This is a genomic window from Gemmobacter sp. (assembly GCF_046292685.1).
In the GTDB taxonomy this organism is placed as follows: domain Bacteria; phylum Pseudomonadota; class Alphaproteobacteria; order Rhodobacterales; family Rhodobacteraceae; genus Wagnerdoeblera.
Map to the genome: position 1 here is coordinate 16,125 of NZ_JBKBQM010000016.1, position 14,926 is coordinate 31,050.

Sequence of the window (14,926 nt, forward strand, 5' to 3'; positions counted from 1 at the left end):
GGGGCAGCCGCCCCCCCCCACCCCCCCGGGCGCCTCATTCTGCGGCCGCGCGCAGGGTATCGGCGGCAATGCGGCCATCGACCAGCCGCACGACCCGGTCGCAGCGGGCGGCCAGGTCGGGCGCATGGGTCACCAGCACCAGCGTGGCGCCGTGCCGGTCGCGCAGGCCGAACAGAAGGTCCATGATCGCCGCCCCGTTGGCACCGTCGAGGTTGCCGGTCGGCTCGTCGGCCAGCAGGATCCGCGGCCGCGTGACCGCCGCCCGCGCCAGCGCCACGCGCTGCTGTTCGCCGCCCGACATCTGCGACGGGTAATGATCGGTGCGCGCGCCCAGGCCCACGTTGCGCAATTCAGCCTCGGCGCGGGCAAAGGCATCGGTCACCCCGGCCAGTTCCAGCGGCACCGCCACGTTTTCCAGCGCCGTCATGGTCGGGATCAGGTGGAAAGACTGGAACACCACCCCCATATTCAATCGGCGAAAGCGCGCCAGCTGGTCTTCGTCCATCGCGGTCAGATCCTGCCCCAGTGCATGAACCTGGCCCCCGGTGGCGCGTTCCAGCCCGCCCATCAGCATGAGGAGCGACGACTTGCCCGACCCCGAAGGCCCGACCAGCCCCAGCGTTTCGCCTGCCTTGACCTCCAGCGTGATGCCCCGCAGGATTTCGACCGGCCCGGCGTTGCCGGCCAGCACCAGCCGCGCGTCTGCCAGGGAAAGCACCGTCTCGCTCATGAATATCGCCTTGTCCCGCATCCGTTCCGTGATCCTTACCGCCCGATATGGGGCGCGCATCGCGGTTCTCAACCTCTGCGTCACGTTCGGGCTGGCAGTTTCCGTCGCGGCGGATCCGATGCGGCTGGTTGCCCTGGGCGACAGCCTGACAGCGGGCTACGGCCTGGCCGAAGGCGAAGGCTTCGTGCCGCAGTTGCAGGCCTGGCTGCAGGCGCAGGGCCGCGCGGTGACGGTGGTCAACGCCGGGGTGTCGGGCGATACCACGGCGGGGGGCCTTGCCCGGCTGGACTGGACGCTGGCCGAACCCGCCGATGCCATGATCGTGACCCTGGGCGGCAACGACCTGCTGCGCGGCATCGACCCGGCGGCCAGCAAGGCCAACCTCGACGCGATCCTGACGGGCGCTGCGGCTCGCGGCATCGCGGTGCTGCTGATGCCGATGGAGGCGCCGGGGAACTATGGCCCCGCCTACAAGCAGACCTTCGACGCGATGTATGCCGAACTGGCTGCCAGGCACGGCGTGTTGCTGGGCGAGCCCTTTCTGAAACCGCTGGTGCGGGGCGAAACCGAACGCTCGATCATGCGCGAGCTGATGCAGGCCGATGGCATCCACCCCAACAAGGAAGGCGTGGCCAAGATCGTCGAGGGCATGGGGCCGAAGGTGCTGGAGCTCTTGAACGCCGCCGCGAAAAGCTGACGCTGCGAGCCCTCTGGCGCCCGGAACGGTTTCGCGCAAAGCTCGTGGCTGACGGAGGAACCCATGCTTGACACCCTGCGCGCGCTGCTGGGCCCGGCCCATGTGCTGACCGGACCCGATACCGAGCCCCATACCCGCGAATGGACCCGGAAATACCGCTGGCAGCCGCTGTGCGTCGTGCGGCCCGCCGATACCGCCGAAGTCGCCGCCGTGCTGCGCGTGGCCCAAGGCGCCGGCGCCACGGTGGTTCCCGTCGGCGGCAACACGGGGCTGGCCGGCGGCACCCATGCCCAAGGCGCCATCATGCTGTCGCTGGAAAGGCTGAACCGCATCCGTGCGCTCAATCCCGCGGCCCGCACCGTGACGGCCGAAGCCGGGGTCGTGCTGTCGCGCCTGCACGAGGCGGCGGCAGAGGAGGGGCTGTATTTCCCGCTGTGGTTCGGGGCGCGCGGGTCGGCCATGCTGGGGGGCGCGCTTTCGACCAATGCCGGCGGGTCGAACGTGCTGCGCTATGGGTCCACCCGAGGCCTGTGCCTGGGCCTGGAGGTGGTGCTGGCCGATGGCCGCGTGCTGGACCTGATGAGCGAAAGCCACAAGGACAACACCGGCTACGACCTGAAGGATCTGTTCATCGGCGCCGAAGGCACGCTGGGCATCATCACCGCAGCGGTGATGAAGCTGGTGCCCGCCGCCCGTGCCCATGCCACCGCCACGCTGGCCGCGCCGTCGCTTTCGGCCGCGCTCGATCTGCTGCACCGGCTGCAGGATGCCACCGGCGGGCTAGTCGAGGCGTTCGAATTCATGCCGCGCAGCTACATGACCCGGCTGGGTCAGCGGCGCCCCGACCTTGGCCAACCCTTCGACACCCTCCATGACGTGACGATCCTGGTCGAACTGGGCGCCACCGCCCCGCGCGACTGCACCGCGCGCGAGGATGGCACCGTGCCGCTGACCGACCTGCTGGAAGAAACGCTGGGCACCCTGATGGAGCAAGGCGCCGTGCTGGACGCGGTGATCGCGCGGTCCGATGCCCAGCGCCGCCGCATGTGGGAACGGCGCGAGGCGGCGGCCGAAATCACCCTGACGCAGACCCCGCTGGTCGATACCGATGTCTGCGTGCCGCTGGACCGGGTGGAAAGCTTCCTGACCGAGGCGCAGACCCGGCTGGCCGCGATGGACCCGGACGCCACCGATGTCACCGTGGCGCATCTGGGCGACGGCAACCTGCATTACACCGTGTTCCCCAGCCGCGACGACCCTGCGCATCTGGACGCCATCCGCGAGATGATCGAGGACGTGGTGCTGAGCCTTCGCGGCAGTTTCTCGGCCGAACATGGCATCGGGCTGTCCAAGCTGCCCAGCATGGCGCGGCGCAAGAACCCGGTCGCGCTGGACGTGATGCGCGCGATCCGGGCGGCGCTGGACCCGAAGCACACGCTCAACCCCGGCAAGACCCTGCCCCCTGCCACGGAGTGACCCGATGACCGAAACCCGCCAGATCGTGCTGGCCGCCCGCCCCGAGGGCGAACCGGGCCCCGAACATTTCCGGCTGGAAACCGCCACCTTGCCCGCGCTGGCCGAAGGGCAGTTCCGCGTGCGGCTGATCTGGATGTCGCTCGACCCCTACATGCGCGGCCGGATGAGTGCGGCGAAATCCTATGTGCCGCCCATCGCGGTCGGCGCGCCGATGCAGGCGGGCGCAGTGGCCGAAGTCGCGGAAAGCCGCCATCCGGGCTTTGTCGCCGGCGATGTGGTCTTCGGCTACTTTCCCTGGGCCGAACAGGCGGTGACCGATGGCGCCGGCGTGACGAAGGTGGACCCGAAGGCGGCCCCGCTTTCGGCCTGGCTGGGGGTGCTGGGGATGCCGGGCTTTACCGGCTGGATCGGGCTGAACCGCGTCGCCCGGGGCAAGGCCGGCGAAACCATCGTGGTTTCGGCCGCCACGGGGGCGGTCGGGTCGATGGTGTGCCAGCTGGCCAAGGCGCGCGGGATGCGGGTGATCGGCGTGGCCGGCGGGGCGGCGAAATGCGCGCGCGCAGTGCTGGACTATGGGGCGGATGCCTGCCTCGACCATCGCGGCGCGCCGGATGCGCGCGCGCTGTCGAAGGCGATTGCCGAACAGGCCCCGGATGGCGTGGACGTGTATTTCGAGAATGTCGGCGGCAAGACGCTGGAAGCCGTGCTGCCGCGCATGAACGACCACGGCCGCATCGCGCTGTGCGGTGCGATCGCCTGGTATTCCGGCGCGGAAAGCCCGCCGCCCCTGCCGCCGGTCTGGCAGACGATCCTCGTCAAGCGGTTGACGGTGCAGGGATTCATCGTGACCGATCATCAGGCGCATTACCCCGAATTCCTCGCCGAGGTGCTGCCGATGGTGGGCGCCGGCCGCATCCGCTGGGCCGAAACCGTGGCCGAGGGGCTGGGGTCCGCGCCAGCCGCCTTCCTGTCGCTGCTGCGCGGCGGGAACGATGGCAAGCAGCTGGTGCGCATCGGCGCCGACCCGGAGGCCGCCGCATGACCGAGGATCGCCTGACGCGGCTGGAGGCGCTGGCGGCCGAGTTGCAGCGCATGGTCGAGGACCTGTCCGATGTCGTCGCCCGCCAGGAACGCGAGATCGCCACGCTGAACCGCCGCATCGGCCTGCTGATGGAACGCGAGGCCGAACGCGAGGCGGAAGGCGGCGCCATTCCCCTGGCCGACCAGCGCCCGCCGCACTGGTAGCGGGCGGTTAGGGGGTTGCATCTGCCGGCTTGCGGTGATGGTCTGCCCGCAAAAGGGTTGCGGGCATGACGGACTGGCGCAAAGGCTTGATGCGGGGCCACCGGCCGGCCCCGGTCGCTGCGACATTCGCACTGGGGGCACTGGGTGGGCTGGCGGGATGGGCGGTCGGGCTTCCCTTGGGCGTTCTTCTGGGGTCGATGCTGGCGGTGGCCGTGGCGGCGGTGGTCGGGGTGCGGTTCTGGGGGGCGCTGCCGGGCGTGCCGCCGCACTGGCGCTTTGCGCTGGTGCCGGTGATCGGCGTGGCGATCGGGGCCAGCGTTCCGCGCGACATCGTGGACCAGGCCTTGCGCTGGTGGCCCAGCCTGCTGGCCGTCTGCGCCTTTGTGCCGCTGGCGCATTGGGCGAGTTTTCAGCTTTACCGCCGCCTCGGCGCGGTGGATGCGGTGTCGAGCTATTTCGCCGCCATGCCCGGCGGCTTCATCGAGGCGCTGGAGATGGCCGAGGAACGCCGAGCCGAGATGCAGATGGTCATCATGCTGCAATTCCTGCGGCTGATCCTGTGCATCGTGCTGGTGCCGCTGACCTTTGCGCTGGTGACAGGGCACGCCGTGGGGTCGGGCTCGGGCGTGGAGATGCCGGGGGCGGATGTGCCGTTGCACGCCTGGGACGTGGCGGTGCTGGCCGGGGCCGCGGTCGTCGGCTACTGGGGGGCGCATCGGCTGAACTTTCCGGCCGCGGTGTTGTCGGGGCCGCTGGCCCTGTCGGGGCTGGCGCATGCGCTGGGGCTGACGGCGGCAACGCCGCCCGACTGGGCCATCACGGTGACGCAATGGGTGGTGGGCACCACGCTGGGCACCCGTTTTGCCGGCATGGCCTTGCCGCGGCTGTGGCTGGCGATGCGCCTTTCGGTGGTGGCCATCGTGGTGTCGCTGGCCCTGGCGGTGGGCATTGCGGTGGTGCTGGCGGGCCCGGTGGACGAACCTGCCAGCGCTGTAATCCTGGCCTTTGCCCCGGGGGGCATCTCGGAGATGGCGCTGGTGGCGATTTCGCTGCAGATGTCGGCGGTCTACGTGACGCTGCACCATCTGCTGCGCATCGTGCTGGCCGTGGTGGTGGCGCGCGCGGGGCTTCGCTTCCTCTGATGAGCCTGGAACCGCGGCAAGACCGGGGCGCTGCCCCGGACCCCGGGATATTTATCGACAGAAAATGAACGCAGGCCGGAGTCATGAACATTCGGCGAACAAAGCTTTTCCTTGCCGCCCGATCCGCTATACTGCACGCATGTTCCCGGATGATGCCATGACCGACACCCTGCCCTTGTCTGCCCGCGCGATGGCCGCGCGGCCCGCGCCCTATCTGGACGGGCTGAACCCTGCGCAACGCGCGGCGGTAGAGGCGCTGGATGGCCCGGTGCTGATGCTGGCCGGCGCCGGCACCGGCAAGACCAAGGCCCTGACCACGCGCATCGCGCATTTGCTGGCCACCGGCAAGGCGCGGCCGAACGAGATTCTGGCCGTGACCTTTACCAACAAGGCCGCGCGCGAGATGAAGGAGCGGGTCGGCCGCCTGCTGGGGTCGGTGGCCGAAGGGATGCCCTGGATGGGCACGTTCCATTCCATCGGGGTCAAGCTCTTGCGCCGTCATGCCGAACTGGTGGGGCTGAAGGCGAATTTCACCATTCTGGATACCGACGACCAGATCCGCCTGATGAAGCAGGTGATCGCGGCGGCCAATCTGGATGAAAAGCGCTGGCCGGCGCGGCAACTGGCAGGGCTGATCGATGCGTGGAAGAACCGCGCCTGGACGCCGGAGCGGGTGCCATCGTCCGAGGCCGGCGCCTTCGGCAACCGCGGGATCGAGCTTTATGCCGCCTATCAGGAGCGGCTGCGCACGCTGAACGCCTGCGATTTCGGCGACCTGCTGCTGCATTGCGTCAGCATTTTTCAGACCCATGCCGATGTGCTGGCGCAATACCAGCGCTGGTTCCGCTACATCCTGGTAGACGAATATCAGGATACCAACGTGGCGCAGTATCTGTGGCTGCGGCTGCTGGCGCAGGGGCACCGCAACATCTGCTGCGTGGGCGACGACGACCAGTCGATCTATGGCTGGCGCGGGGCCGAAGTGGGCAATATCCTGCGGTTCGAGACGGATTTTCCCGGTGCGCAGGTGGTGCGGCTGGAACAGAACTACCGCTCGACCCCGCATATCCTGGCCGCGGCCTCGGGCGTGATCGCGGCGAATGCCGGGCGGCTGGGCAAGACGCTGTGGACCGACCTGACCGAAGGCGAACGGGTCCGCCTGATCGGGCACTGGGACGGCGAGGAGGAAGCCCGCTGGATCGGCGAGGAAATCGAGGCGTTGCAGCGCGGCCATCGCGGGCGCGATCCGGTGTCGCCCGACGGCATGGCGATTCTGGTGCGGGCGGCGCACCAGATGCGCGCCTTCGAGGACCGTTTCCTGACCATCGGCCTGCCTTACCGCGTGATCGGCGGCCCGCGGTTCTATGAACGTCAGGAAATCCGCGATGCCATGGCCTATTTCCGGCTGGTGGTCAGCCTGGAGGACGACCTTGCCTTCGAGCGCATCGTCAACCTGCCCAAGCGAGGCCTGGGCGACAAGGCGCAGGCCGATATCCAGCGCGCCGCCCGCGCCTGCGGCGGCAGCCTGATCGACGGGGCGGCGGCGCTGCTGGCGCAAGGCGGGTTGTCGGGGCGCGCCGCGGGCGCCTTGCGCGGCTTTCTGGACGGCATCGCGCGCTGGCATGTGGTGGCGGCGACCCCGGGCTACGACCACATCCGCCTGGCCGAAACCATTCTGGACGAATCGGGCTATACCGCCATGTGGCAGGCCGACAAGTCGCCCGATGCCGCAGGGCGGCTGGAAAACCTCAAGGAACTGGTCAAGGCGCTGGAACAGTTCGACACCTTGCAGGGGTTCCTGGAACACGTCGCGCTGATTATGGACAACGACACCGAGGATGCGTCCGAAAAGGTCACCATCATGACGCTGCACGCGGCCAAGGGGCTGGAATACCCGGTGGTGTTCCTGCCCGGCTGGGAGGACGGGCTGTTCCCCAGCCAGCGCAGCATGGACGAACAGGGCCTGAAAGGGCTGGAGGAGGAGCGGCGCCTGGCCTACGTGGGCATCACCCGGGCCGAGCGGTTGTGCACGATTTCCTTTGCCGCCAACCGCCGGGTCTATGGCCAGTGGCAAAGCCAGCTGCCCAGCCGCTTTATCGACGAATTGCCCCCCGAGCATGTCGAGGTGCTGACGCCGCCCGGCCTGTATGGCGGCGGCTTCGGGGCGGCGGCGACCTCCACGGTAGAAACCCGCGCGGCGCAGGCCAATGTCTACAACAGCCCCGGCTGGCAGCGCATGCAGGCGCGCGGGACCGGACCGCGCAGCGTCGCCGCCCCGAAAGAGGCGCGCGGCCTGACGATCGACGCGACCGCCGCGCCGGCCCATGCGCCGGGCGCGCGGGTGTTTCACCAGAAGTTCGGCTACGGCACCGTTTCGGCCGCCGAGGGCGACAAGCTGACGGTCGCGTTCGACAAGGCCGGGGTCAAGCACCTGATGGCGGCCTTCGTGGTGGCCGCCGACCGGGCGGACGACGTGCCGTTCTGAGCACCCGGCGTTGTGACCGATGGTCGGGTGCGGGATGGTGCCGGCAGAGGGACTCGAACCCCCGACCCTCTGATTACAAATCAGATGCTCTACCAGCTGAGCTATGCCGGCGCCGTGTCCCTGATAGCGGAGCCCCCGGGGCAAGGCAAGCGCCGGGCGCCGGGCTCAGGTCACCGCCGCCTCGCCGTTGCGGGTGCCGCGCGCCAGCAGCGCCACCGCCAGCAGCGACACCGCCATCACCAGCAGCGCGGCGGGGGCAGCTTCGGCCAGGGCTTCGGTGCTGGCCTTTTCGTAGACGCGGGTGGCCAGCGTATCGTAGCCGAAGGGGCGCAGCAGCAGCGTGGCCGGCAGTTCCTTGACGCAATCGACGAACACCACCAGAAGCGCGACCCCGACCGAGCCGCGGATCAGCGGCAGGTGCACCCGGGCCAGCGTGCCGCCCGCGGTCTGGCCCAGCGACCGCGCCGCCAGCGGCAGCGAAGGCGCAATGCGGCCCATCGCGCTGTCGGCCGCCCCTTGCGCAATGGCAAAGAAGCGCACGACATAGGCCAGCACGATCAGGCTGGCCGATCCGGTCAGCAGCAGCCCGGGGTCGCGGCCGGTCAGCGCCAGCACGGCATCGGCCAGACGGTGATCGAACGCCGCCACCGGAATCAGCAGCCCCACCGCCAGCACCGCCCCCGGCGCGGCATAGCCGAGTGTGGTGGCAGGCATCAGCAGACGCACCGCCGGGTTCCGGGCCATGCGCAGGCCGTAAACCATGACCAGCGCCGACGCGGTGCACAGCACTGCCGCCAGACCGCCGACCGCGATCGTGTTCCACAGAGCCTGGCCCAGACCGGGGGCGACCCAGTATTCGGGCTTGCGCGCCGCATGCCAGCCGATCACCGCCACCGGCAGCACGAAGCCGGCCGCGAAGGGCACCGTGCACAGCACCGTCGCCAGCCCCCCGCGCCAGCCCGTCAACCGCCGCGGCACCACCGGGCGCGACTGGCGCGCGGCGCGGTGGAACCGCGCCTGACGGCGCCCGGCCCGTTCCACCAGCATCAGCGCCAGAATCACGCCCAGGCTGACCAGCGACAGTTGCGCCGCACCGCCCGCGTTGCCGGCCGTCAACCAGACCGAGAAGATGCCGGTGGTCAGCGTCTGCACCCCGAAATGGGTGACCGCACCGAATTCGTTCACGGTTTCCATGCAGGCCAGCGCCACGCCGGCCGCAATCGCCGGGCGCGCCAGCGGCAGCCCCAGCCGCCAGAACAGCCCCCAAGGCCCTGCGCCCAAGGCACGCGCCACCTCGTAGGCATTGCCCGACTGTTCGCGGAACGCCGCCCGCGCCAGAAGGTAGACATAAGGGTAAAGCGCCGCAGCCAGCACGACCACCGCGGCACCGCGCGACCGCACCGGCGGAAACCAGTAGTCGCGCGGGGTGGCCCAGCCGAAGGCCGCGCGCAAGGCGCCTTGCACGGGCCCGGCATATTCCAGCAGATCGACCAGGGCATAGGCACCGATATAGGCCGGCACCGCCAACGGCAGAAGCAGCGCGATATCCAGCACCTTCGACCCGGGAAAGCGATACATCGTCACCAGCCAGGCTGCCCCGGTGCCCACCGCTGCGGTCAGCACCGCCACCCCCGCCATCAGCACGGCGGTATTCGCCAGATAGCGCGGCAAGGTGGTGGCCAGCATGTGCGGCCAGATGTTTTCCACCGGGTTGAAGGCCATCCACAGCACCGACACCACCGGCACCAGCACCAGCGCCGCGATGACAAAGGCCAGCAGCGGCCACAGGCCGGGCAGGCGCCGCAAGCGGCGGGAAACAGGGGGCATGGCGGTATCCATCGGCCGCGCTTACACCGAAAGCGGTTTGCCTGTAAAGAAAAGCGCCTATACTGCGCGGCACGAAGGGGCCGCAGAGCCCTTGCAGGAAAGGTTGAGGCGCATGCAGATCGTCTATCACCTCGGGGCGCATTGCACCGACGAAGGGGGCCTGCTGCGTGTGCTGCTCCGCAACCGTGCCGCCTTGCTGGCGCAAGGCATCGCCGTGCCCGACCCCGACCGCTACCCGGCCTTGCTGCGTGCGGCCGCCGCCGCCTTTGCCGGGCGCCTGCCCGACGAAAGCCAGTCCGAGGCGCTGCTGGAAACGCTGCTGCCTGCCGACGAGGACGACGCGGCAACCCGGCTTGTGCTGTCGTTCGAAGGGTTTCTTGCCTTTCCGCGCGATGCGGTGACACAGGCGCAACTCTATCCGGCCGCCGGCGCGCGGGCGCGCGGCCTGGCCGCCCTGTTCCCGCAAGGCGACATCGCCTTTCACCTGGCCTTGCGCAACCCGGCCACCTGGCTGCCCGCCTTGTCGGCCCGCCGGCGCAGCAAGGGGCAGGATCCCTTGCCCGACGGCTTCGACGCCGGCGCCCTGCGCTGGTCCGAGCTGGTCGGGCGCCTGCGCACCGCCTGCCCCGATGCCAGCCTGACCGTCTGGTGCGACGAGGACGCACCGGTGCTGTGGCCTGCGATCCTGCGCGCGGTCGCCGGCCACGCCGAGGGCGAGGCGCTGGAAGGCGCGCTGGCGTTGCCCTCAGGGCTGATGACCGACGAAGGCGCCCGGCGCCTGACCGCCTGGGCCACGGACGCCCGCCCCGCGACCGATGCCGCCTGGACCGAAGGCATCGCCGCCTTCTTGTCGCAGTTCGCCGTGCCGGAACGGATGGATACCGCCATCGACCTGCCGGGCTGGACGGACGAAACCGTCGCCCGCCTGAGCGCCCTTTACGACCAGGATTGCGCGCGCATCGCCGGCATCGAAGGGGTGCGGTTCCTGACCCCGTAAAGGCGGCTCAGGCGGTAACGTCCAGCCCGTAAATCCAGTCGTAACGGCGCAAAAGCTGCCCCGGCGCCAGACGCGACACCGCACCGAGGCCCAGATGCGCAAAACCGCGCCACGGCGCGCGCAGGTGGTAGTTGCGCGCATTGGCATTCGCCGCCTCGACGATGCGGGCGCAGCGCGTGGCGCGCGCGGCCTGGTAGGCCGCCAGCGCCGAGGCCAGATCGCCGGCCTCGTCCAGCGTTCGCGCCAGCACCCAGGCATCCTCCAGCGCCATGTTGGCGCCTTGCGCCAGAAAGGGCAGCGTCGGATGCGCGGCATCGCCCAGCAGGGCAAGGCCGCGGTCGGGCACAGCCGTTGCCGCCTGCCCCCAGACCCGGGCGACCGGGTGGCGGAACAGGCCCCAGAGCCCGCTTTCCTGCACCTGGTCCAGCCAGCCGCGCACCCGCGGGGCAAAGCCCTCGAACGCCAGCCGCAGATCGGGCGAATCGTCTTGCAGGGACCAGCTTTCCTCGACCCAGCGGCCGCGTTCCTCGACCGCCACGATGTTGCGCAACCGGCCGCCGCGCAACGGATAGCTGACCAGATGCCGCCCCGGCCCCATGTGAACCTCGGCCACTGGTGCTGCGTCAGGTTCGGCCGCAATCACCGCGCGCCAGGCCACCTGCCGGGTAAAGAACGGTGCCACCCGGCCATTCAGCGCCGCCCGCACCGCCGAATGCAACCCGTCGGCGCCGATGACCAGCCCCGGACGCAGCGCCTCGCCATCTGCGGTCGTCAGCACCGGCCCCTCGGGCGAAAGGTCCACCCGGGCGATCCGGTGCGACAGGCGGATGTCCGCGCCGGCGGCGCGCGCGCCTTGGGCCAGCAGGTCGATCAGGTCGGCGCGATGCACGAATTGCCAGCTTTGCCCCGGGCGCAGCCGGCCCAGGTCCAGCCGCGCGACCGGCGCGCCCGACGGCCCGTCGATCAGCGCCACCCCGGCCGAACGCAGCCCCGCCGCCGCCAAGGCATCGCCCAGGCCCAGGGCCCGCAGCACCGCCGCCCCGTTGGGGGTGATCTGCAACCCGGCGCCGACCTCGCGGATGGCGTCGGCCTGTTCCAGCACGGTGACCGCGGCGCCGCGCAAGGCCAGCGCCCGCGCGACCGCCAACCCGGCCACACCGGCGCCCAGCACGGTGATCGGTCGGTCCTTCAGCATCGGGTTCCCTTTTTTGCAAATGCGAACGCCGGGGCAGAACCCCGGCGCGGCGGTCACTGCAGCGACCTCGGTCTTGCCCGGGCAGATCGGGTCAATCGTCGCGGTGCACGCGCTCGCGGCGTTCGTGCTTTTCCTGCGCTTCCAGCGTCATGGTGGCGATCGGGCGGGCATCCAGCCGCTTGAGGCTAATCGGTTCGCCCGACATCTCGCAATAGCCGTATTCGCCGTTCTCGATCCGGCGCAGCGCGGCGTCGATCTTGGCGATCAGCTTGCGCTGGCGGTCGCGGGTGCGCAGCTCCAGCGCGCGGTCGGTTTCCTCGCTGGCGCGGTCGGCGATATCGGGCACGGACCGGGCGCTGTCGTGCAGGCCCTCCAGCGTCTCGGCGCTCTGGTCCAGCAATTCGGCTTTCCAGACCAGCAACTTGCGGCGGAAATATTCCAGTTGCCGCTCGTTCATGAACGGCTCGTCCTCGGCGGGTCGGTAATCCTCGGGCAGGAAGATTTCGGCTTTCATGACTGCTCCCCGTGCGGGGGCCGGCCGGTTCGGATGGTCGGAAACGGACATGCGGCCCCTCCTTCTGGCGGGGTCCATAGACCATGCGCCGGGGATTGTCACGAGGGATTCCGGCCGGGGATGCCGCCGGGTTGCAGGGGCGGGCCAGCATGCTATTGTCCGCGCCAGCCCGCGCAAAGGACCGCAAACCCGATGAAATTCGCCTCGACCGAAACCTACGTCGCCACCGAAGACCTGACGGTTGCCGTCAACGCCGCCGTGACCTTGCAGCGCCCGCTGCTGGTCAAGGGCGAACCCGGCACCGGCAAGACGGAACTGGCCCGCCAGGTCGCCGCTGCGCTGGGGTTGCCGATGCTGGAATGGCACGTCAAATCCACCACCCGCGCGCAACAGGGGCTGTACGAATACGATGCCGTCAGCCGCCTGCGCGACAGCCAGTTGGGCGACGAGCGGGTCAAGGATGTGAAGAACTACATCCGCAAGGGCAAGCTGTGGCAGGCGTTCGAGGCCGACACCCGCGTGGTGCTGCTGATCGACGAGATCGACAAGGCCGACATCGAGTTCCCCAACGACCTCTTGCAGGAGTTGGACCGGATGGAATTCTTCGTCTACGAAACCGGCGAAACCATCCGCGCCCGGCACCGGCCGGTGGTCATCATCACCTCGAACAACGAAAAGGAATTGCCCGACGCCTTCCTGCGGCGCTGCTTTTTCCACTACATCCGCTTTCCCGATATCGAGACCCTGCGCGCCATCGTCGCCGTCCACTTTCCCGGCATCAAGGATGCGCTGCTGACCACCGCGCTGACGCAGTTCTACGAGTTGCGCGAAACGCCGGGGCTGAAGAAGAAGCCCTCGACCTCCGAGGTGCTCGACTGGCTGAAGCTGCTGCTGGCCGAGGATCTGTCGCCCGAAGACCTCAAGCGCGACGGCAGCAGCCTGTTGCCCAAGCTGCACGGGGCCTTGCTGAAGAACGAACAGGACGTGCACCTGTTCGAACGCCTCGCCTTCATGGCCCGGCGCCAGCAGGGGCGGTGACACGGTGGCCGAGGTTCCGGATATCCGCGACGACCGGGTGCCGGACCTGGCCGACGTGTTGGAGCTTTACCGCGCAAACCATTGGTCCAGCGCGGAAAAACCGGATCAGCTGATGGCTGGCCTGCGCGGGTCGCACAGCCTGCTGACCGCCTGGCAAGGCGCACGGCTGGCGGGGCTTGTGAATGCGGTGTCGGATGGTGCCCTGGTGGTCTACTATCCGCACCTGCTGGTTCACCCCGCGCTGCAAGGCCAAGGCATCGGCAGCGCCCTGCTGCGCGCGATGATCGCGCGCTATGCCGGGTTTCACCAGCACGTCATCATGGCCGATGGCGACGCGATCGGGTTCTATGAAAAGCTGGGCTTCGCCCCGGCAGGCCGCACCCGTTCGATGTGGATCTACGACGGCAACGACCACTGATTCTCGCGCAACGGCCGATGCCCCGTTCCCCTGCTCGACCTGACTCTCCTTTCGCATCGCAGGCGCACCGGCGGCCACCGATGACATGAAGGTGGCCGGACCCCGGTCTATAGTATTGGATTCGCAACACATGTTGCGAGCGTCATCGGATCTTGCCGAACCTTCGTTCCGATGACGCCGGCACCATTGCAAACCTTCTGGCCAGCGCCGGGGCGGCGCGGTAGACAGGGCGCCGGAAGGCTATATCGGCGCAAGGACCATGACCACCCCAATTGCAGGCCTTGCGCGAAACTGGCGCGACCGGGTCTTCGGCCCGCCCGAAACGCGCCGCATGATGCGCGAGAACCTGCGCGGCAAGGCCGACTTCGTTGCCGCGGCCCATGCCTACATGAAGCATCCGGTAACGCTCTACACCTATGCGCTGCCGCTGACGCTGCTGTTCGTCGGGTTGATGAAACCGGAATACCCCAAGCTCGATGCGCCGGAATATGTCGGCCACCTCATCACCTCGGCCAAGGTGCTGGTGTTCTGGGGGGTGAACTGGCTGCTGCTGGGGCCCATCCTGTGGTGGGCGATGCCGCGCGGGGTGCCGTTCGTCGCGGTGCCGATGACGCTGTGGCTGGTCGCGGTTGTCGGCTCGCAAGCGCTGTCGCTGCTGATCGTGCCCGGTTTCGAATGGAGCTGGGTGCGCCTGCTCCGCCAGGCGACGCTGACCCTGCCTTCGACCCTTGTCGCCGTGCATGCCGTGGCGCCGATCCTGCGCGAAAGGCTGGGCAATATCCCCGAGCTGGTGCCGATCTGGTCGCCCAAGGTCGGCGTCCGGGTGCCCCTGCTGCTGAAACTGCCGCCCGACCGGCGCGGGCGCATCCGCCGCATCCATGCCGCCAACCAGTATGTCGAGGTGGTGACCGACCAGGGCGTTACGTTGTTGCGCATGAGCCTGCGCGACGCCGTGGCGCTGTTGCCGGCCGAAAAGGGTTGGTTGTGCCACCGATCCTTGTGGATCCGGCGCGACGAGGTGGTGGCGGTGGCCTATACGCGCGGGCAGCCGCAGATCACCGACCGCGACGGCCAGACCTGGCCGATCAGCCGCAAATCCGTTGCCGAGATCCGCGACGCGCTGAACATCGAACCCGAGGAGGCGCCGACGGGTTAGGCCGCC

14 protein-coding genes and 1 tRNA gene are annotated in these 14,926 nt (G+C 69.2%); 10 read left to right on the forward strand and 5 right to left on the reverse strand.

Going from position 1 to position 14,926, the window contains the following annotated elements; translation table 11 throughout:
* Positions 1 to 34: 34 nt before the first annotated feature.
* Complete coding sequence (locus tag ACK4S2_RS06455) at positions 35 to 730, reverse strand: ABC transporter ATP-binding protein (protein WP_409621772.1); 696 nt, start codon at positions 728 to 730, stop codon at positions 35 to 37.
* A gap of 118 nt (positions 731 to 848) precedes the next feature.
* Between ACK4S2_RS06455 and ACK4S2_RS06460 the strand changes: the two genes are divergently transcribed.
* From ACK4S2_RS06460 to ACK4S2_RS06485, 6 genes are all read left to right on the forward strand, one after another.
* Positions 849 to 1,427: an arylesterase gene (locus tag ACK4S2_RS06460; protein WP_409621775.1), complete on the forward strand. Its 579-nt coding sequence runs from the start codon at positions 849 to 851 to the stop codon at positions 1,425 to 1,427.
* A 63-nt stretch (positions 1,428 to 1,490) separates the two neighbouring features.
* Positions 1,491 to 2,903 carry an FAD-binding oxidoreductase gene (locus tag ACK4S2_RS06465; protein WP_409621778.1) on the forward strand — a complete coding sequence of 471 codons (1,413 nt, stop codon included), beginning with the start codon at positions 1,491 to 1,493 and terminating at the stop codon, positions 2,901 to 2,903.
* Between the two features lie 4 nt (positions 2,904 to 2,907).
* Entirely contained in the window at positions 2,908 to 3,945 is a 1,038-nt protein-coding gene (locus ACK4S2_RS06470) for an NADP-dependent oxidoreductase (protein ID WP_409621781.1), read from the forward strand.
* Positions 3,942 to 4,148 carry a SlyX family protein gene (locus ACK4S2_RS06475; protein WP_409621784.1) on the forward strand — a complete coding sequence of 69 codons (207 nt, stop codon included), beginning with the start codon at positions 3,942 to 3,944 and terminating at the stop codon, positions 4,146 to 4,148. The genes ACK4S2_RS06470 and ACK4S2_RS06475 overlap by 4 nt, the downstream gene beginning before the upstream one ends.
* A gap of 65 nt (positions 4,149 to 4,213) precedes the next feature.
* The gene (locus ACK4S2_RS06480; RefSeq protein ID WP_409621787.1) at positions 4,214 to 5,290 is read left to right on the forward strand and encodes an AbrB family transcriptional regulator; all 1,077 of its coding nucleotides are present in this window, start codon (positions 4,214 to 4,216) and stop codon (positions 5,288 to 5,290) included.
* A gap of 157 nt (positions 5,291 to 5,447) precedes the next feature.
* Complete coding sequence (locus ACK4S2_RS06485) at positions 5,448 to 7,775, forward strand: ATP-dependent helicase (RefSeq protein WP_409621790.1); 2,328 nt, start codon at positions 5,448 to 5,450, stop codon at positions 7,773 to 7,775.
* A gap of 35 nt (positions 7,776 to 7,810) precedes the next feature.
* Here the strand turns inward: ACK4S2_RS06485 and ACK4S2_RS06490 are convergent.
* A tRNA-Thr gene (locus tag ACK4S2_RS06490) sits at positions 7,811 to 7,886 on the reverse strand.
* A 54-nt stretch (positions 7,887 to 7,940) separates the two neighbouring features.
* Complete coding sequence (locus ACK4S2_RS06495; RefSeq protein WP_409621793.1) at positions 7,941 to 9,602, reverse strand: ABC transporter permease; 1,662 nt, start codon at positions 9,600 to 9,602, stop codon at positions 7,941 to 7,943.
* A 112-nt stretch (positions 9,603 to 9,714) separates the two neighbouring features.
* Here ACK4S2_RS06495 and ACK4S2_RS06500 point away from each other — a divergent pair, with 112 nt between their 5' ends.
* Entirely contained in the window at positions 9,715 to 10,599 is an 885-nt protein-coding gene (locus ACK4S2_RS06500; protein ID WP_409621796.1) for a hypothetical protein, read from the forward strand.
* Between the two features lie 7 nt (positions 10,600 to 10,606).
* Here ACK4S2_RS06500 and ACK4S2_RS06505 read toward each other — a convergent pair whose 3' ends face one another.
* A complete protein-coding gene (locus ACK4S2_RS06505) occupies positions 10,607 to 11,794 on the reverse strand; it encodes an FAD-dependent monooxygenase (RefSeq protein WP_409621799.1) in 1,188 nt (395 codons plus the stop codon).
* 91 nt (positions 11,795 to 11,885) lie between these two features.
* Positions 11,886 to 12,308: an RNA polymerase-binding protein DksA gene (gene dksA, locus ACK4S2_RS06510; protein ID WP_409621801.1), complete on the reverse strand. Its 423-nt coding sequence runs from the start codon at positions 12,306 to 12,308 to the stop codon at positions 11,886 to 11,888.
* 192 nt (positions 12,309 to 12,500) lie between these two features.
* On the opposite strand from dksA, the gene ACK4S2_RS06515 reads away from it, so the two are divergent.
* From ACK4S2_RS06515 to ACK4S2_RS06525, 3 genes are all read left to right on the forward strand, one after another.
* Positions 12,501 to 13,346, forward strand: coding sequence for an AAA family ATPase (locus ACK4S2_RS06515; protein ID WP_409621803.1), 846 nt, complete (start codon positions 12,501 to 12,503; stop codon positions 13,344 to 13,346).
* A gap of 4 nt (positions 13,347 to 13,350) precedes the next feature.
* Positions 13,351 to 13,764, forward strand: coding sequence for a GNAT family N-acetyltransferase (locus ACK4S2_RS06520; protein ID WP_409621806.1), 414 nt, complete (start codon positions 13,351 to 13,353; stop codon positions 13,762 to 13,764).
* A 259-nt stretch (positions 13,765 to 14,023) separates the two neighbouring features.
* The gene (locus ACK4S2_RS06525) at positions 14,024 to 14,920 is read left to right on the forward strand and encodes a LytTR family DNA-binding domain-containing protein (protein WP_409621808.1); all 897 of its coding nucleotides are present in this window, start codon (positions 14,024 to 14,026) and stop codon (positions 14,918 to 14,920) included.
* Positions 14,921 to 14,926: the final 6 nt, after the last annotated feature.